This is a genomic window from Streptomyces griseochromogenes (assembly GCF_001542625.1).
In the GTDB taxonomy this organism is placed as follows: Bacteria; Actinomycetota; Actinomycetes; order Streptomycetales; family Streptomycetaceae; genus Streptomyces; species Streptomyces griseochromogenes.
The window spans coordinates 7,653,805-7,671,529 of sequence record NZ_CP016279.1; the positions used below are offsets into that span (position 1 = coordinate 7,653,805).

Consider the following 17,725-nt stretch of genomic DNA (forward strand, 5'->3'; position numbering starts at 1 on the left):
AAAAAGCGCCACGCACGGCGAGTTGGCCGGATCGGCCGCGCCTACGGAAACCCGTTTGATGCCGGGTCGCACGCGAGCGATAGTCACCCGGTGAATCCAGCCGTTCCACGCCACCCGACCAGGCCTTCATGGGCGGGCCGCAACTACTCCCTCCTGACCACGGGGGCCGTCGTCACCGGCCTCGGCGCCAACGGTTCGCTCATCGCCGCCGCGTTCGCCGTCCTGGACGCGGGCGGCGACGGCGCGGACGTGGGTCTGGTGGCCGCCTCCCGCACCCTGCCGCTGGTGGTGTTCCTGCTCATCGGCGGCGCGATCGCGGACCGGGGGCCCCGGCACCGGGTGATGGTCGCCGCGAACGCCCTCAACTGCCTCTCCCAGGCGGCCTTCGCTCTGCTCGTGCTGGCCGGCGAGCCCCGGCTGTGGCAGATGATGCTGCTCAGCGCGCTGGGAGGCACCGGGCAGGCGTTCTTCGGCCCGGCCGCCGAGGGCATGCTGCTGTCGTCCGTGGAGGGGGAACAGGCGGCTCGGGCGTTCGCCTTCTTCCGCATGGCCACCCAGGGGGCGGCCCTCGGCGGCGCCGCGCTGGGCGGCGCACTGGTCGCGGCGGTCGGCCCCGGCTGGGTCCTCGCGATCGACGCGGCGGCCTTCGCCGTCGCCGGAGCCCTGCGCTCCTTCCTCGACGTCGGTCACATCCCGCCGCGCGAGCCGGGCGAAGGCATGCTGGCCGATCTCCACGAGGGCTGGCGGGAGTTCATCGGCCGGCCCTGGTTGTGGGGCATCGTCGTGCAGTTCTCGATCGCCAACGCGGTGGTCGGCGCGGCCGACGCCGTCTTCGGCCCGCTCGTCGCCCGCGACAGCCTGGGCGGGGCGGGCCCCTGGGGGCTGGCGCTGGGCGCGTTCGGCGCGGGCACGGTGGCCGGCGCCCTGCTGATGACCCGCTGGAAACCCCGCCGTCTGCTCCTCGCCGGCACCCTGTGCGTCTTCCCGCTGGCCCTGCCCTCGGCCGCCCTGGCCGTGCCGGTGCCGGTGGGTGTCCTCTATGCGGTCATGTTCGTCGCCGGTACGACGGTGGAGGTGTTCGGCGTCTCCTGGATGACCGCGCTGCACCAGGAGATCCCCGAGGACAAACTCTCCCGGGTCTCGGCCTACGACTGGTTCGGCTCGGTCTCCCTCATGCCGCTGGCCACGGCCCTGGCCGGCCCCACCGAGACCGCGTTCGGCCGCACGGCCGCCCTGTGGGGCTGCGCGGGCCTGGTCGTGCTGGTCACCGCCCTGGTCCTGCTGGTCCCGGACGTCCGCACCCTGCCCCGCCGCGGCGAGCCCACGACCACCGCCCGGCTCCCCTCAGCCGATGCCGAAAGCCCCGTCGGGGGGCTCGGGTGAGGGCACGGCGTCGGCGTCGCGCACCGGCCGGGCGGCACCGATGAAATCCCGCAGCGCGGGCCCGTGTTCGACCCGGGCGGGGAAGGCGTCGGCGGCGGTACGACGGGCGAGGGCGGCCGTGTCGACACCGCGGTGCGAGGCGACGAGCACCGCGTTGCCGAACCGCCGGCCGCGCAGCACGCCGGGCTCGGCGATCAGCGCCAGCTCCTCGAACACGGCGGCGAAGTTGGCCAGTTGGGAGCGCAGGAAGCCGAACGGCGCCGCGTCGGCGAGGTTGGCCAGATAGACCCCGCCGGGACGCAGCACGCGCTCGGCCTCGCGGGCATAGGCGAGCGAGGTGAGATGGGCCGGGACGCGTGAGCCGCCGAACACGTCGGCGATCAGCACGTCGGCCGAGTCGTCCGGGGCGGCCTCCAGCCAGGCCCGGGCGTCGGCGGCGTGCAGCGCGACACCCGAGCCCTCGGGCAGCGGCAGATGCTCGACGACCAGCTCCAGCAGAGCGTGGTCGGCCTCGACGACGTCCTGCCGGGAGCCGGGCCGGGTGGCGGCCACATAGCGCGGCAGCGTCAGCGCCCCTCCGCCGAGGTGCAGCACATCCAGCGGGCCCCCCTCGCCGGCGACGCCGTCCAGGACATACCCGAGCCGCCGCGCGTACTCGAACTCCAGATACGCGGGATCGTCCAGATCGACGTACGACTGCGGCGCCCCGTCCACGGTGAGCAGCCAGGCACGCTCCCGGTCGACGTCGGGCATCAGCTTGGCGGTGCCGTGATCGACGGCTCTGGTGACGGGTATGGCTTCACTCACGAAACCATTGTCGCGGCTAGCTGGAAAACACCGGCACAGGGACGTACCTCAGGGGCGCGGGGAACTGCGCGACCAGCCACGACGGACTCGCAGTCCCCCACGCTCCCCACCCCCTACGAACCGACGGAGACAACCGTCCCGGCGCCCACGGTCCTCCCACCCTCACGGATGGCAAACCCGAGCCCCGGCTCCAACGGCACCTCCCGCCCCAGCTCCACCGTCATCTCCACCGTCTCCCCGGGCCGGACCACCGCCACCTCCCCGAGGTCGATGTCCCCGACCACATCCGCCGTACGGATGTAGAACTGCGGCCGATACCCCGTGGACACCGGCGTCGTACGACCCCCCTCGCGCCCCGACAGCACATACACCCGCGCCGTGAAGCGGCGACTGGGCACCACACTGCCCGGCGCCGCCACCACGTGCCCTCGCCGCACGGTGTCCCGCGGCACCCCCCGCAACAGCAACGCCACGTTGTCCCCGGCCTCCGCCTCGTGCATCGGCTTGCCGAAGGTCTCGAGACCCGTGACGACGGTCTCCACGTCGGCGCCGAGCACCGACACCCGGTCCCCCACGCGGAGCTTCCCGCGCTCGACGGCGCCGGTGACGACCGTCCCCCGGCCGGTGATGGTGAGGACGTTCTCGACGGACAACAGGAACGGCGCGTCCAGATACCGCTCCGGCATCGGCACATACGTGTCCACCGCGTCGAGCAGCGCCTCGACCGACGCCGTCCAGCGCGGGTCGCCCTCCAGGGCCTTCAGCCCGGAGACGCGTACGACGGGTACGGCGTCCCCCGGATACCCCTGCGCGGTGAGCAGCTCGCGGACCTCCAGCTCGACCAGGTCGGCCAGTTCCTCGTCGCCCGCGTCGGCCTTGTTGAGGGCGACGACGATGTGGTCGACGCCCACCTGCCGGGCGAGCAGCACATGCTCGGCGGTCTGCGGCATGATCCCGTCGAGCGCGGAGACGACGAGGATCGCCCCGTCGAGCTGCGCGGCTCCGGTGACCATGTTCTTGACGTAGTCGGCGTGGCCCGGCATGTCGACGTGGGCGTAGTGCCGGGTGTCGGTCTCGTACTCGACGTGCGCGATGTTGATGGTGATGCCGCGGGCGGCCTCCTCGGGGGCCCGGTCGATGCGGTCGAACGGGACGAACGTGCCGGTGCCGCGCTCGGCCAGGACCTTGGTGATGGCGGCGGTCAGGGTGGTCTTGCCGTGGTCGACGTGGCCCATCGTGCCGATGTTCAGGTGCGGCTTGGTGCGCACGTATGCCGTTTTGGACATGGCTGTACCTCGAAGCCTCTCAGGCGTGCGGAAGATGCGGGACCCCGAGGACTGGCCGACCCTCCCCCTGCGGGGTCCGCCGGACGTTCCGGAGAGGGTCAGCTTCGGGCGCCGTCGACAGCGGCCACGAGGAGCGGGACGGCAGCCTTCGGCGCATCCGCGACGGCGGATGCTGCGAGGAGGAAGGCGTACCGGAACATGACGACGATCATCGCCGACGGTTTGTCCGGCGTCGAATGGTTTTTCGCGGTACGCGAGTCGAGGACGCCCGGCGAGGACGCTCAGGCGCCGATGTTCTTCAGCGCCTCACGGACCGTCAGCGGGGCGAACCGGCCCCGCTCCCGCGCCAGGAAGCCGCGCACGGCCTCCGGGTCGGTCTTGGCGTACTCGCGCAGGGACCATCCGATGGCCTTGCGGATGAAGAAGTCGGGATGCCCGGACTGGAGCAGGCAGTAGCCGAACAGCCGCTCGGTGTCGGTGCGTTCCTTGTGGCGGAGCTGGTGCAACAGGGCGGCGCGCGCCACCCAGAGGTCGTCGTCGGTGATCCAGGCGTCCATGTCCACGGTGAGCGCCGGGTCGGCCGCGACCAGGGTTCCGACGACGTGCGCGGCGAGCGCGTCGACGGTGTCCCACCAGGGGACGGTGGTCAGGAGGTACCGGGCGACGGGCAGGAACGCGGAGGAGCAGCGGGCCGCGTACCGGCGCAGGTAGTCCACCGCGAAGTAGTGGTACTCGCGCTCGGGCAGGCTCCAGCAGCGCAGGGCGATCGCGGTGCAGTCGGCCTCGTCGGGGCGGGCCGTGCCGGCCAGCACGGTGCGGGACAGGGCGCGGCGCTCCGGGGTGGGGATGCCGAGGAAGGGTGCCACGTCCTTCATGTACGCCCGCATCTGCGCGGCCCTGTCCGGATCGGCCGCGCCCGCGTACGTGGCGGTGAGCCGCGTGAGGACGGCGTCGGCGAGAGCGCTGTGCGGTGCCTCGGGCGGGGCCGCACCTGTGACGGTCATGAGACGAACCATACGGCGATCACACACGTGGGTCGGCTAGTGTCGCCGGATGCTCGATGCCAACCGCTCTGGCACCGCCACGGCCTCTCCCCGGGTCGCCGCCACGGAGCTCGCCGTCCCCGTGGCCGTATCCGTCTCTCCCCTGCCTCGCGCGGGGTTCGCCGCCCGTTGCACGCGTGCGGTGCTGTCGCCGTACGCGCGGCTGTCCCTGCTGCTCGCGCTGCTCGCGGGCGCCGCGGTGTGCGTGGTGCTGTTCGAGCCGCAGCGGCTGCTGACACACGGCCGGCCGCCGCAGCTCGGCGGGGCCGCGGCGGCCGTGGTGTTCGCGGTGGCGTACGGGCTGTGCACGGTGGCGTTCGTGCCGCGGCCGCTGCTGAACCTGGCGGCGGGGGCCCTGTTCGGCTCCCAGCTCGGCCTGGGGACGGCACTGGCGGGCACGGTGCTCGGGGCCGGGGTGGCCTTCGGTCTCGGCCGGATGCTCGGGCAGGACGCGCTGCGCCCGCTGCTGCGGGGCCGCTGGCTGAAGGCGGCCGACGGGCAGCTCAGCCGGCACGGGTTCCGTTCGATGCTGGCGGCCCGGCTCTTCCCGGGGGTGCCGTTCTGGGCGGCGAACTACTGTGCCGCCGTCTCCCGGATGGGCTGGCTGCCGTTTCTGCTGGCCACGGCGCTCGGCTCGATCCCGAACACGGCCGCCTACGCGGTCGCAGGCGCCCGCGCCTCGGCGCCGACCTCGCCCGCCTTCCTGATCGCGACGGCCGCCATCGCCGCACCGGCGCTGGCAGGCGTGGTGGTGGCCTGGCGCAAGCGCCACCACCTGCGTGCCCGGTGACCGGCCGTTGCCTGCCCGGTGACCGGCCGCTGAGCGGCCGGTGATCGGTCAGACGCCTTCCAGGATCATCGCGTTGGCGAGTCCGCCCGCCTCGCACATGGTCTGCAGGGCGTAGCGGGCGCCGCGCTCGCGCATCGCGTGGACCAGGGTCGTGGTCAGGCGGGTACCGCTGGCGCCGAGCGGATGGCCGAGGGCGATGGCGCCGCCGTGCACGTTGACCTTGGCGAGGTCGGCGCCGGTCTCCTGCTGCCAGGCCAGGACGACGCTGGAGAAGGCCTCGTTGATCTCGAAGAGGTCGATGTCGTCGAGGGTCAGGTCCGCCCGGCGCAGCACCTTCTCGGTGGCCGGGATCACGCCGGTGAGCATCAGCAGCGGGTCGGAGCCCGTGACGGCGAAGCTGTGCAGGCGGGCCAGGGGGCGCAGGCCGAGGCGGGCCGCGGTCTCGCTGGAGGTGATCAGGACGGCGGAGGCGCCGTCGTTGATGGGGCTGGCGTTGCCCGCGGTGACGTTCCACTCGATCTGCGGGAAGCGCTCGGCGAAGCCGGGGTCGTAGTACGCGGGCTTGAGGCCGGCGAGGATCTCCGGGGTGCTGCCGGGCCGGACGCACTCGTCCCGGGCGACGCCGTCCAGCGGCGCGACCTCGGCGTCGAAGAGGCCCGCCTGCCACGCGGCGGCGGCCTTGTGGTGCGAGGAGACGGCGAACTCGTCCATCCGCGCGCGCGTGAGGGACCACTTGGCGGCGATGAGTTCGGCGCTGACGCCCTGCGGGACCAGGCCCTCCGGGTAGCGCTCGGCGACGCCCGGGCCGAAGGGGTCCTTGCCGGCGGGCACGTTGGACCACATCGGCACCCGGCTCATGGACTCCACGCCGCAGGCGACGACGAGGTCGTAGGCGCCCGAGATCACGCCCTGCGCGGCGAAGTGCACGGCCTGCTGCGAGGAGCCGCACTGGCGGTCCACCGTGGTCGCGGGGACCGTCTCGGGCAGGCCCGCCGCGAGGACGGCGTAGCGGGTGGTGTTCATGGCCTGCTCGCCGACCTGGTCGACGGTGCCACCGATGACGTCGTCGATCAGCTCCGGGTCGACGCCGGAGCGCTCGACCAGGGTGCGCAGGGTGTGGGCGAGGAGCTGCACGGGGTGGACATGGGCGAGGGCGCCGTTGGGCTTGCCCTTGCCGATGGGGGTGCGTACGGCTTCGACGATGACTGCGTCTCGCATGGTGCGGGCCTCCCGCGGTGGTCGGATCGGGTACCGGTCGACTACTGGTGAGTAGGAAATCCAAACTCACCATAACTCCGTGAGTTGGAAAATCAAACCCTCCTCTAGACTGAACCGCATGGCCGCCACGAAAGACCCGCGCCCCTGCTCCATCGCCGACGCCCTCGCGCTGGTCGGCGAGAAGTACTCCCTGCTGGTCCTGCGGGAGGTGTGCCTGGGCAACGGCCGCTTCGACCAGCTGGTGCGCAACATCGGCGCCCCGCGCGACATCCTGGCCGCCCGGCTGCGCAGGCTCGTCGACGCCGGAATCCTCACCAAGCACGCCTACAGTGAGCGCCCGCAGCGCTTCGAGTACCGGCCCACACCGGCGGGGCTGGAGCTGGAACCGGTCCTGATGACCCTCAAGGAGTGGGGCGACCGCCACCTCCGCAAGGGTGCGGACCTCCCCATGGTCATCGAGCACGGCTGCGGCAACGAACTGGTCCCGCAGGTCACCTGCCGGGCCTGCGGCGAGCCCGTCCGCCACGAGGACCTGACGGCCCACCCGCAGGCCCCCGGCTGGACGGTCACCGGCCCGACGGCCGCCTAGGCCCCGCCCGTCTCGCCCCTGCGGCCGCTCACACCTGCGACGGGTACACGTCCAGCCGTCCGCACATCCCGAACTCACCGCGCCTCGAAGGCTGTTCGGCCCGCACCACGGCGTCAGCGAGGCGGGAGACATCGCCGCGTTCGAGACCGTCCAGATGGTCCCCGAGTGCTGGAGCAGCTGAACAGCGCGCTGAACCGGCGCGATGTGTTCGCCGCCCCGTCCAACCGGTGGGCCGACCCGCGCGCGAGCCCGCTGGACGCCGCGCGGTGGGAGGCGATGCGCGCGGACGTGCCGGCGGACCTGTCCCTGACCGAGGACGCGGCCGAGCACCTGGCCCGGCTCACCCGTGGGCTGGACACGGCGTGGCGGCAGATGGCCGACCTGCTAGGAGGCCGGCGACGACGCGAAGGTGGAGATCATCGTCCCCGAGGGCGGCGGCCGTGCCCGTCTGTCCGTGGAGAAGCTCGGTGCGGTGGGCGAGCCGGAGTCCCTGACCTGGCTGATGGCCACCACGGAGGCGATGCTCCCGAGGATCGACCTGCCGACCTGTTGTTCGAGGTGCACTCCTGGACCGGGTTCCCGGACTCCTTCGGGCACGTCTCAGACCGGCGCACCCGCATGGAGGGCCTGCTCGTCTCCCTGGTCGCGGCGCGATGGTCGTGCGACAGCCTCTACACCCTGGACACCCTGCCGAACCTGGAACCTGAAGCGGATCGCCATGCACTGGCCGGACATGCTTCGGCTGGCCGGGGCGCTCATTACCAACCAGGTCAGGGCGTACGACCTGCTGCGGATGTTCGGCCGCGAGGGCCACCCCACTCCGCTGGGGGCGGCGTTCGCCGAGTACGGGCGTATCGACAAGACCATGCACCTGCTTGCCCTGGCCGACCCGATGGACGACACCTACCGGCGGCTGATGAACCGGCAGCTGACCGTGCAGGAATCCCGTAACTTCCTGGGCCGCTACCTGTTCAACATCAAGGCCGGCGACCTCGGCCAGGCCCTGCGTCCGTTCCGAGACCCCGACGCTGCCGAGACGACGAAGAAGGAGACTGACCCCTATACCCTGGCCAGCGACAACCCGATGAAAAGCTGTCGCCGAGCTGAGGTCGGAAAACGCATCGGGATGCTCTCGAACGTGTGACGTCCCGGCCCGTCACCCGTTGGGTGCGTCCAGCCGGCCAGGCTCGGTGGTCGCGGCGGCGGCGTAGCGGCGGGCGAGTGTGGCGCAGGCTTCGTGGAGGGCTGGCGGGCCGATGACGTGCAGGTTCGCGTCGAAACGGCCAAGGCTGGCAGCAAGGGCGGTCCAGGACCAGGATCCCGTGATGACGCGGCATCGCGTGGGACCGAGCGGTTCCACGATGGCGTCGGCGGTGTGGGGCACGACTTCTGAGGCGGGGAGATCCAGGATGGCCTCGCCTTGGCAGGGCCAGGCGGCATCAGTGCCGTCGGAGCCCCGGAACCGGCTGGTGACGAACGTGGAGACGTCCCCGCCCGGCACCTGACGTACGGTGAAGCGCGGACCGGTCGGCGTGCGTGGGGTCATGCGGTCGGTGCGGAAGGTGCGCCAGTCGTCGCGGTCGAGGTCCCAGGCCAGCAGGTACCAGTGGGTGCGCCAGGCCACGAGGTGATGGGGCTCCACCCGGCGTCGCTGCGGTGCGGCCTCCTGGTGTGGGGTGTAGTCCAGGCGCAGTTCTTCGCGGCGCTGGATCGCGGTGCTCACGGTGGTGAGCAGGTCCAGGGCCTGGGCCGGTGGGGCGCCGGGATCGGGTGGGCGGACGGTGGTGACGTGGAGTGCGTCGATGCGCCGCCGCAGGCGCGGAGGGAGGACGTTCCGGATCGTCGCGAGCGCCCGGTCGGCGTCCTCCGCGATCGCGGGGTGGGCGGTGCTCTGCAGCGCGACGGCCAGAGCGATGACCTGCTCGTCGTCGAAGAGCAGCGGTGGCATGTGCGATCCGGGACGCAGACGGTATCCGCCGCCCGGGCCCTTGTTCGTGGCGACCGGGTAGCCCAGCGCGCGAAGGCGGTCGATGTCACGGCGCACGGTGCGCACGGTGACCTCCAGCCGCTCGGCCAGGTCGTCTCCGCTCCACTCCGGTCGTGCCTGGAGCAGGGAGAGCAGGGCCAGGAGCCGCGAGGACGTTTTCTGCATGCCTCCATGATGCGGCAAGTACAGGACACAACCTGTCCTGTACGGGTGCCATGCTCAATCACAGATTCCAGGTCAGGGCATTTCGCCCGTCATCCGCATGTGCCTCATCGGGCGCATTTCCAGGTAGGAGCAGACCATGTCCGTCACCACCACCACGCATCTGAATTTCCGCGGCTCGGCCCGTGAGGCGCTGGACTTCTACCAGTCCGTCTTCGGCGGGCACACCGTCGCGGTGACCTACAAGGACGCCGGCAACGTTCAGAACGAGAGCGAGGCGGACTGGGTGATGTGGGGCCAGGTCGTCGCCGACAACGGCTTCCACGTCATGGCCTACGACGTGCCCTCGGCGATGCCGTATGAGCAGGGCACCAACCCGTTCTTCGTGTCCGTGCGCGGCGAGGACGCCGACGAGATCAGCACCCTGTGGCAGCGGCTGGCCGACGGCTCGAACGTGCTGCGCCCGCTGGAGCCCGCGGCGTGGGCCCCGCTGTACGGCATGCTGACCGACCGCTTCGGCGTGACCTGGGTCCTGGACGTCACAGCCCCCTACAACGGCTGACCCACCCCGGGGGCGGGCACCCCGCAACGGCTGCCCGCCCCCGCTCATCTTCGCCATCAGCACGCCGACGGCAGTCGGCACACACGGGAAGTGGACCCTGTCATGCGCATGCGTCAGCTCGGCCGGACCGGCATCGAAGTCAGCGCCTACTGCCTGGGCACCATGATGTTCGGCCCGAACGGCAACCCGGATCATGACGCATGCACCCGCATCGTGCACCGGGCCCTGGACGGCGGAATCAACTTCATCGACACGGCCGACGTCTACGGATACAGCGAGACCGAGCAGATCCTCGGCCGCGCCCTCAAGAGCCGCCGCGAGGACGTGGTCCTGGCGACCAAGTTCAACGGCCCCATGGGCGAGGGCTCCCATCACAGCGGCAGCTCACGCCGCTGGATCATGAAAGCGGTCGAGGGCTCACTGCGCCGCCTGAACACCGACTACATCGACCTCTACCAGATCCACCACCCCGACCCTCACACCGACATCGAAGAGACGCTGTCCGCCCTCACCGATCTGGTCCGATCCGGCAAGGTCCGCGCGATCGGCTCCTCCAACCTCCCCGCGAGCGAAATCGTGGAGGCCCACTGGGTCAGCGAACGCCGCAGCCTGCACCGGCTGCGCACCGAGCAGCCCACCTACTCCATCCTCAACCGGGCGATCGAGCGCGAGATCCTCCCCGTCGCCCGCCGCTTCGGCATGGGCGTGCTCGTGTGGAGCCCGCTGGCCATGGGCCTGCTGACCGGCCGCTACCGCAAGAACGACGCCCCGAGCAGCAACGCCCGCATGCACTGGGTCCCCGGACACCTGACCGACCCCCGCAAGCTCGACGCCGTCGAGCAGCTGATCCCCCTCGCCGAACAGGCCGGCCTGCCGCTCACCCACCTGGCCATGGCCTTCGCCACCGCCCACCCGGACGTCACCTCGGCCATCATCGGCCCCCGCACCCCCGATCAGCTCGACGACCTGCTGGCAGGCGCCGCAACCGTGCTCGACGACGCCGTCCTGGACCGGATCGACGAAATCGTCCCGCCGGGCACCGACATCGGCCCGCTCGACGTCTGCTACCAGCCCCCCTCCCTCACCGTCACCGGCCTGCGGCGTCGCCCCAGCTCCGAGCGTGCCGCAGCCTGAGACCGTGAACGTCCTGACCCAGCGCGACCTCAACCGGGCCACCCTCGCCCGCCAGTACCTCCTTGAGCGCGAGGGCTGCACCGCCCTCGATGCCATGTCCCACCTGGCCGGACTGCAGGCCCAGGCCCCGCAGGAACCGTTCACCGGCCTGTGGTCGCGCGTCAGGGCGTTCACCCCCGCCGACCTGGACGACCTGGTCACCGGCCGCCAGGTCGTGCGCACCCACCTCATGCGCCGCACCGTCCACCTCGTCGCTGCCACCGACGCGCTCGCCTGGCGCGCCCGCCATGACGCCATGCTGCGCCAACGCGTCCTGTCCACCTACCGCAGCGAACTCGCCGGCATCGACCTGGACGAACTGAGCACAGCGGGCCGGGCCGTGATGGCCGACGACCAGCCACGCGCCATGGGCGAACTCGTCGGCGCTCTCCGCGACCGCTGGCCCACGCCGCCCCGCCGGGTGCTGGGCGAACTCCTCGTCGCCGCGCTCATCCCCATGGCCCAACTACCCCCCAGAGGACTGTGGAAGAGGACCGCAGGCGTCCGCAACCTCCCCCTGTCCACCTGGCTGCACCAGCCCATCCCCCCGCTGCCCGCGGACCCGGACGATCCGATCGGACAGCGACTCGTCCTGCGCTATCTGGCCGCCTACGGCCCCGCCACCACCGCGGACATCCGCGCCTGGAGCGGCCTAGCCGGGCTGCCCACCGCGGTCAAAGTGCTCCGCGGCGACCTCATCACCTTCCGCGACGAACGCGGCCGCCTACTCCTCGACGTACCCGACGCACCCCGCCCACACCCCGACACCCCCGCGCCCACCCGCTTCCTGCCCGCCTTCGACAACGCGATCCTCGGCTACCAAGACCGCAGCCGCATCATCGACGACCCACACCTCGGCCTCTCCGTCGCCGGGCAACGCGCCGTCCTCATCGACGGCCGCGTCGCCGCCACCTGGACCACCGGCGACCGCCGCCTCACCATCAGCCCCCTGCGCAGCCTCACCCGTACCGAAGAGCGAGAACTGGAGGCGGAGGGACAGAAGCTGGCCACCTTCATGGACCAGGGCATCGACACGATCCATATCGCCGAATCCACCTGAACCGCCTCACCCTGCCCGCAGGGGCGCCACGGCTGGACACTGCCTGATTCTCACAATCGACCAGTTGCGAGAGCTCTGCGAACACCCCGGAATCACTCACGAATCCGCAGGTCGCCATTAGCAGAACCCCTCTCGAAACCGGTGACCCGGCCCGAGCTGGAGAAGGCCCTCAAGCTCGCGTACGACATGCAACGCCGCCGAGCTGATGACGCTGTCCGGCCGTCTCCAGAACGCCGGTGTGCAGAAGACGCCGTGCCGGATGACGCCCAGGCCATCGGCCCCCGCCGCCCGGTCCGCGCCCACATCACCGGCCCCCACCTCAGCACGCCCAAGCCCCGTGAGGAGTAGGGGAACCCCAGCAAGATCAATCTCACATGGATCTCCTGTACCTCAACTACTCACACCCGGGGTCGGCCAGATGCTCCGGGGGCAGCGTGAGCACCGCGTCGCCGGCCTCCGGAAGGCCGCCGTTCCGCATCAGGACGGTGATGCGCAGGTGGTCCTCGTTGACCAGCCGGTGGACGGTACCCGGACGCCGTCAGGGTCTGGACGGCGCCGGATCCGCCCGTGACCACGTACCCCTCCGAGCAGGCCAGGTGCAGATGGGGGGTTCCGCCGCGCGAGCCGTCGGCGCCCGGCCGGTCGTGGACACAGAGGTGCGAGACGGCGCCCCCGCCGGGCAGCCCGCCGTACGCGCTCACCACGGGTGTGTCCGCAGGTACCCGGCGATCTCCTCCCGCTCCCAGGCGCCGTCGGCCACGACGACGCGGTAGCGGCGGGTGAGGGTGTCGCCGGGGGCCAGCTCCAGTTCGTCGTGGAAGGCCCAGGACGGGGCGATGCCCGCGAAGGGGTCGTTGCGGACGAACCAGTGGGCGGGGTGGGTGCCCCCGGCGCCCGCGTGGTCGTTCTCCGGGGCGTGCGCGACGACGACGGTCGCATGGCCGTCGGCGCCGTCGTGCTCGCCGGTGAGAGCGAGCCAGGGGCCCTGGGTGCCCATCAGCCGCCGCCCCTCCCCGTCGGGGCCGATGATCCGGCCGCCGCGGAACGCGCGCGGGCCGCGCCAGAACAGGCCCGTGTAGCCGGCCATCTCCCGTCCTGCGGTGGTCGGACTGCCGAAGCGAAGGGGCTCGTCGCGGCGGTTGGTCACCGCGGACGTCCAGGTCAGCGCCCAGGAGCCGGAGGCCGGGTCGACGTCGTGCGCCTCGATGCGGCGGGCCTCCCGGGCCCACAGCTCGCCGCCGTGCGGGTGCCAGGTCAGCCGCTCGGCGATGACCGCACGCTCTCCGTCGGTGCCGACCTCGTCGAAGCCGCTGTGCGCCATCGAGCCGACGCGCTCCGGGAGTTCGAGATATCCCTTTCCGCGGACGTATGTGTTGCCGCCCCACAGGTTCGCCCCGGAGAGATGCGAAGCCGTCAGCGACAGGCCCTTGTGCCAGCGGTGGTCGTCGGGCCGGTAGTCGGTGACGACGTCTCCGGCGAGGGTCCGGACCGGGTGCAGATACGGCTTGGGCGCCTCCCAGGCCGCCTCCGGGCGGTAGACGTAGGCGAACAGCTCGACCCCGGTGGCCGCTTCGGTCACCGTGATCCGCTCGCCGTGGGCGTGTACCAGGCGCAGACCACCGCTCATGCCGGTACCTCCTGGGCCGCGTGGGGCGCCCAGCCGGGCGCGTCGCCGTGCAGGGCCGTGCAGTACGGATCGCCCGGCCCGATCTCGCCCGCCCGGACGGTCGCGCCCGTGAACGCCGACTTGAACAGCGCGGTGATCAGCTCCAGGCCGGCGCGTCCGTCCGCCCCGCTGCTGCGCGGCCGCTCCCCCGCGCGCATGTACGCGATCAGCTCCCGCGGCTGAGCGAGGCGGGAACTCGGCACGTCGGGGCCGAAGTCGCGCCACAGGGCCGCTTGCCCGGCGGGCACGTCCGGAGCCGGGGTGATGCGCCAGTGGTCGTCGGCGTGGCCGTAGAGGTGGGTGAGTTCGACGGTGGCGCGCTCGCAGTCGATCCGGATGCGGCTGACCTCGCCGGGGCTGAGCACGCTGTTGACGACGGTCGCCGACGTGCCGTTCGCGAAGCGGACCAGCGCGGTGGAGACGCCCTCGGTCTCCACGTCGTGCACCAGCCGGCCCGCCATCACCCGCACCTCGCTCCACGGGCCGAGCAGGTCCAGGAGCAGATCCGTCCGATGGATGGCGTGCCCCATCGCGGGGCCGCCGCCCTCGGTGTGCCGGCGGCCCCGCCGGGGCACGGCGTAGTGGGCGCTGTCCCGGTACCAGGTGGTCCGGCAGTGGGCGACCAGCGATCGTCCCATCGCCCGCCCGGCGAACAGCCGCCGCACATGCCGGGATCCGGAGCCGAGGCGGTGCTGGAAGACGATCGCCGCGTACGGCCCGCCGTCCGCGCCCTCCTCCGCCTCGATCGCGTCGAAGTCGGCGAGCGAGGGCCCCGGCGGCTTCTCACGCCACACCCAGGCCCCGGCGCGCAGCGCGGCCACCGTCTGCGCGCGGTGCAGCGTCGGCGGGGTACAGACGGTGACCAGGTCGGTGCAGGCTTGCCGGATGCCGGCCCGGTCGCAGAACGTCCCGACGGCGTCCGCGCCGATGTCCACGGCCGCGACGATCTCCGTCTCGCCCTCCTCGGCGAGGCGCGCGAGTGCGGGCAGACGGGGTCCGCGCCCGATGGCACCGGTACCGATGACGGCGGCCCGGATGCGCCGGCCGGCGAAGGGGGACGTGGAGCGGGGCACGGGCGGGTTCAGCACTCCTCCGGGGACGGCGACGGGCGCGGCGCGGCGGACGCGGCAAGCGCTTTCCCCCTGCGCTGCAACGTAAGCGCTGCGCAGGGGCGGGTCAACACCCCGTGCCGGGGCGGGCGTCCGGCCCCTGTGCCCGGCCGGTCGCCGCAGCCCGATACGCTGCACTCGTCACATGATCACTACGTATCCCATCAGCACTTGGACGCCGTACCTCCATGTCTTGGTTTGAATCGCTCGTCCTCGGACTGGTCCAGGGGCTGACCGAGTTCCTCCCCGTCTCCTCCAGCGCCCATCTGCGGCTGACGGCCGCCTTCTCGGGCTGGGAGGACCCCGGGGCGGCCTTCACCGCGATCACCCAGATCGGCACGGAGACGGCGGTCCTGATCTACTTCCGCAAGGACATCGGACGGATCGTCTCGGCCTGGTTCCGGTCCCTGTCCGACAAGGCGATGCGGCGGGACCACGACGCCCGGACGGGCTGGCTGGTGATCGTCGGCTCGGTCCCGATCGGCGTGCTCGGCGTGACACTCAAGGACCAGATCGAGGGGCCGTTCCGCGATCTGCGGATCACCGCCACGATGCTCATCGTCGTCGGCCTGGTGATCGGCATCGCGGACCGGCTGGCGGCGCGTGACGAGACCGGCGGCAGGCACCGCGCGCCCAAGCAGCGCAAGACGCTCCAGGACCTCGGCGTGAAGGACGGCCTGATCTACGGCCTGTGCCAGGCCTGCGCCCTCGTCCCCGGCGTCTCCCGCTCCGGCGCCACCATCAGCGGCGGCCTGTTCATGGGCTACAGGCGCGAGGCGGCGGCCCGTTACTCCTTCCTGCTCGCCGTCCCGGCGGTCCTGGCATCCGGCGTGTTCGAGGTGAAGGACTCGGCGGGCAACGGTGATGTGGCCTGGGGGCCGACCCTGTTCGCGACCGTGATCGCGTTCGCGTCGGGATACGCGGTGATCGCGTGGTTCATGAAGTGGATCTCCAACAAGAGCTTCATGCCGTTCGTCTGGTACCGCGTCGCCCTCGGCGTCGTCATCATCGCGCTGGTCTCGGCGGACGTCCTGAGCCCGCACGCGGCGGAGCCGGCGGGCTGACCGGGGGCCGGGCGGTGGCCGAGCGGCCGGCCCGGGTTCCCGGCTGCCGGCCGCGCAGCCGTTTCGGACAACTCCCGTGCGCGGTCGGCGTGAACCTGGGGGTGTCCGCTCCACATGACCGAGGGAACCGGGCGAAGCGGCCATGGCCTGCGGATTCGGTGGCCTGCCGGGGGGCGTACAGCCTTATCAGGAACGGCACTTCACCACCGCCCGCGGCCTGTGCACCCGACAGCCCTCCAGGGCATATGCCTTCTGGTCTGGCCCGACCGGGGACGCGCCCGGCGTCGGCGGTGACCAACCCCATACGTTCTGCGTAGCCATGCGGTAGCGCACTGTCAGTGCTTGCGCCTAGGCTGGTCCGCATGTCCCCCGATTCCCTGCCCCCTGGTTCCGTGCGGTCTGCTGCCGAGGTAAACGAGCAGATCCGGGCGCTGTGGCTGCGTACGGGCGGCACCCTGTCGGCCCAGGAGCGCGCGGAGTACGAGCTGCTGGTGGTCGAGTGGGCCGCGGCCATCCGCGGGGAGATCATCGAGGCGGCCTGAGCCCGCGGTCGGGACCCGAGCAGACCCCGAGGAGCCCCCCGCCCCTACGCCCGCAGGTGCGCGAGCACCTCGTCGGCCCCGGGGTACGGCCGCTCCTCGGGCAGCAGCCCGGCCGCCCGGTCGAGGTCGCCGGCCCGCACCGACGCGTGGATCTCCGTCGCCAACGGCGTCACGTCCTCGATGCCGACGATCCACTCGTCGGCATACCGGGCGGCCGCCTCGCCCGCGAGGCCGAGCTGCAGCGAGCGGTGCGGCAGCGCGTTGAGGTGCAGATCCCGCTCGGGGTCCCACTGGACACGGGCCGGGGCCTGCCTCAACTCCCGCTTCCAGGCGGCCTGGTTCGCGTGCAGACCGGACACGTAGTGCGACAGACAGGCGTGCCGCAGGGCCCATTCGAAGCCGTCGCGGCCGATCTCGACGGCGAGGACCGTCTCCTGGCCCTCCTTGGTGCCCCAGCCGCAGCGGTACATCATCCACAGGAAGGACGGCTTGATCCAGGTCATCCGCTCCCGCTTCCAGGAGGCGGGGAAGCGGCCGGTGCGGGCCGCCGGGACGCCGATCTCCGGCCGGTAGGCCTGGTAGACGGTGACGGTGGACTCGGTGTGGCGGGCCCGGATGCGGAACTTCGGCTCGTCCGCGCCCGACGGTTCGACTGATTGATCGTTCACAAGGACAGGTTCGGCTGCCGGCCGGGTCGCGCACCAGCGAATATCCGGCGCGCCTCTTGGCACCTGGCCCCCGGTGTCCAACACTGTGCCGATGACGCAGCGTGTGGAGCTCGCGACCGTGATGGACCGGCTGGCCGTGGACGAGCTGGTCACCGAGTACGCCGGGGCGGTGGACGACGGTGACTGGGCGGCGTACCGGAGGCTGTTCACCGCGGACGGGCGGGCCGACTACCGTTCCGCGGGCGGCATCGAGGGCGAGGCCGGCCGGGTGGCCGGCTGGCTCGCCGAGAGCCTGGAGCTGTTCGCGATGCGACAGCATCTGATCGTCAACCGCCGGGTGCGTTTCGGGATCCTGGAGCACGACACCGGGGACACCGCCCGGGTGCGGGCCGACTACATGAACCCGATGCGGTTCGCGGGCGCCGGTCGCCCGGGCGCCCCGGACCTGGTGTGCGGCGGCCGGTACGACTTCGGGGTGCTGCGCACGCCGGAGGGCTGGCGGCTGCGCGAGGTCGTCGTGCACGAGCTGTGGCGCCGGATGCCGGACCACGGCCCGGCGGCCGCACCCGAGTGAGCCGCCGGGCCGCCCCACGGCCCTCTGTCGGAGATCGCTTCC

Annotated in this window: 18 protein-coding genes and 2 pseudogenes; 10 read left to right on the forward strand and 10 right to left on the reverse strand. The window is 72.0% G+C overall.

The genetic code is table 11. From position 1 onward, the window contains the following. The first annotated feature begins 90 nt into the window (after window positions 1–90). Complete coding sequence (locus AVL59_RS32965; protein ID WP_067311991.1) at window positions 91–1,383, forward strand: MFS transporter; 1,293 nt, start codon at window positions 91–93, stop codon at window positions 1,381–1,383. Here AVL59_RS32965 and AVL59_RS32970 read toward each other — a convergent pair. The 3 genes from AVL59_RS32970 to AVL59_RS32980 all read right to left on the reverse strand — a co-directional run bounded on the left by AVL59_RS32970 (window position 1,345) and on the right by AVL59_RS32980 (window position 4,480). Then, entirely contained in the window at window positions 1,345–2,190 is an 846-nt protein-coding gene (locus tag AVL59_RS32970) for a spermidine synthase (protein ID WP_067311993.1), read from the reverse strand. The two genes, AVL59_RS32965 and AVL59_RS32970, sit on opposite strands and share 39 nt — an antisense overlap. 113 nt (window positions 2,191–2,303) lie before the next feature. Next, on the reverse strand, window positions 2,304–3,476 hold the full coding sequence (gene tuf, locus AVL59_RS32975) for an elongation factor Tu (RefSeq protein ID WP_067311995.1): 1,173 nt from the start codon (window positions 3,474–3,476) through the stop codon (window positions 2,304–2,306). A 281-nt stretch (window positions 3,477–3,757) separates the two neighbouring features. Then, window positions 3,758–4,480 carry a DNA alkylation repair protein gene (locus AVL59_RS32980; RefSeq protein WP_067311997.1) on the reverse strand — a complete coding sequence of 241 codons (723 nt, stop codon included), beginning with the start codon at window positions 4,478–4,480 and terminating at the stop codon, window positions 3,758–3,760. 49 nt (window positions 4,481–4,529) lie between these two features. On the opposite strand from AVL59_RS32980, the gene AVL59_RS32985 reads away from it, so the two are divergent. Further along, entirely contained in the window at window positions 4,530–5,309 is a 780-nt protein-coding gene (locus tag AVL59_RS32985; protein ID WP_067312000.1) for a TVP38/TMEM64 family protein, read from the forward strand. Window positions 5,310–5,357: 48 nt separating this feature from the next. Here AVL59_RS32985 and AVL59_RS32990 read toward each other — a convergent pair whose 3' ends face one another. Continuing rightward, a complete protein-coding gene (locus AVL59_RS32990; RefSeq protein WP_067312003.1) occupies window positions 5,358–6,527 on the reverse strand; it encodes a thiolase family protein in 1,170 nt (389 codons plus the stop codon). 118 nt (window positions 6,528–6,645) lie between these two features. Between AVL59_RS32990 and AVL59_RS32995 the strand changes: the two genes are divergently transcribed. Next, window positions 6,646–7,116 (forward strand): winged helix-turn-helix transcriptional regulator, encoded by a 471-nt coding sequence (locus AVL59_RS32995; RefSeq protein WP_067312004.1) that lies wholly within the window; start codon window positions 6,646–6,648, stop codon window positions 7,114–7,116. A gap of 384 nt (window positions 7,117–7,500) precedes the next feature. Here the strand turns inward: AVL59_RS32995 and AVL59_RS53740 are convergent, their stop codons facing one another. After that, window positions 7,501–7,680 carry a hypothetical protein gene (locus tag AVL59_RS53740; RefSeq protein ID WP_067312007.1) on the reverse strand — a complete coding sequence of 60 codons (180 nt, stop codon included), beginning with the start codon at window positions 7,678–7,680 and terminating at the stop codon, window positions 7,501–7,503. Window positions 7,681–7,816: 136 nt separating this feature from the next. Here AVL59_RS53740 and AVL59_RS53745 point away from each other — a divergent pair. Beyond that, window positions 7,817–8,125: pseudogene (locus AVL59_RS53745) on the forward strand (Tn3 family transposase); the annotation flags it as partial. Between the two features lie 147 nt (window positions 8,126–8,272). On the opposite strand, the gene AVL59_RS33010 reads toward AVL59_RS53745, so the two are convergent. Further along, window positions 8,273–9,268, reverse strand: coding sequence for a helix-turn-helix transcriptional regulator (locus AVL59_RS33010; protein ID WP_067312011.1), 996 nt, complete (start codon window positions 9,266–9,268; stop codon window positions 8,273–8,275). Window positions 9,269–9,404: 136 nt separating this feature from the next. Between AVL59_RS33010 and AVL59_RS33015 the strand changes: the two genes are divergently transcribed. The 3 genes from AVL59_RS33015 (at window position 9,405) to AVL59_RS33025 (ending at window position 12,060) form a co-directional block, all read left to right on the forward strand. Then, window positions 9,405–9,827, forward strand: coding sequence for a VOC family protein (locus tag AVL59_RS33015; protein ID WP_067312014.1), 423 nt, complete (start codon window positions 9,405–9,407; stop codon window positions 9,825–9,827). Window positions 9,828–9,929: 102 nt separating this feature from the next. Next, window positions 9,930–10,961, forward strand: coding sequence for an aldo/keto reductase (locus AVL59_RS33020; protein ID WP_067312017.1), 1,032 nt, complete (start codon window positions 9,930–9,932; stop codon window positions 10,959–10,961). A 4-nt stretch (window positions 10,962–10,965) separates the two neighbouring features. Further along, window positions 10,966–12,060: a winged helix DNA-binding domain-containing protein gene (locus AVL59_RS33025; protein ID WP_067318047.1), complete on the forward strand. Its 1,095-nt coding sequence runs from the start codon at window positions 10,966–10,968 to the stop codon at window positions 12,058–12,060. Between the two features lie 406 nt (window positions 12,061–12,466). Here the strand turns inward: AVL59_RS33025 and AVL59_RS55225 are convergent. From AVL59_RS55225 to AVL59_RS33040, 3 genes and pseudogenes are all read right to left on the reverse strand, one after another. Beyond that, window positions 12,467–12,761 (reverse strand): annotated as a pseudogene (locus tag AVL59_RS55225) (cupin); the annotation flags it as partial. Beyond that, a complete protein-coding gene (locus AVL59_RS33035; RefSeq protein WP_067312023.1) occupies window positions 12,758–13,687 on the reverse strand; it encodes a DUF6807 domain-containing protein in 930 nt (309 codons plus the stop codon). The gene AVL59_RS33035 and the pseudogene AVL59_RS55225, both read right to left, overlap by 4 nt. After that, window positions 13,684–14,799, reverse strand: a complete 1,116-nt coding sequence (locus AVL59_RS33040) for a Gfo/Idh/MocA family protein (RefSeq protein WP_079147478.1) — start codon at window positions 14,797–14,799, stop codon at window positions 13,684–13,686. Before AVL59_RS33040 ends, AVL59_RS33035 begins: the two co-directional genes overlap by 4 nt. Before the next feature lie 224 nt (window positions 14,800–15,023). Here AVL59_RS33040 and AVL59_RS33045 point away from each other — a divergent pair, with 224 nt between their 5' ends. Both AVL59_RS33045 and AVL59_RS49735 read left to right on the forward strand, forming a co-directional pair. After that, window positions 15,024–15,899, forward strand: coding sequence for an undecaprenyl-diphosphate phosphatase (locus AVL59_RS33045; protein WP_067312030.1), 876 nt, complete (start codon window positions 15,024–15,026; stop codon window positions 15,897–15,899). Between the two features lie 362 nt (window positions 15,900–16,261). Continuing rightward, window positions 16,262–16,441, forward strand: coding sequence for a hypothetical protein (locus tag AVL59_RS49735; protein WP_079147479.1), 180 nt, complete (start codon window positions 16,262–16,264; stop codon window positions 16,439–16,441). Window positions 16,442–16,485: 44 nt separating this feature from the next. Here AVL59_RS49735 and AVL59_RS33050 read toward each other — a convergent pair whose 3' ends face one another. Beyond that, complete coding sequence (locus tag AVL59_RS33050; protein ID WP_067312033.1) at window positions 16,486–17,109, reverse strand: DUF4291 domain-containing protein; 624 nt, start codon at window positions 17,107–17,109, stop codon at window positions 16,486–16,488. A gap of 91 nt (window positions 17,110–17,200) precedes the next feature. Here AVL59_RS33050 and AVL59_RS33055 point away from each other — a divergent pair, with 91 nt between their 5' ends. Then, entirely contained in the window at window positions 17,201–17,683 is a 483-nt protein-coding gene (locus AVL59_RS33055) for a nuclear transport factor 2 family protein (RefSeq protein WP_079147480.1), read from the forward strand. The last annotated feature ends 42 nt before the right edge of the window (window positions 17,684–17,725 follow it).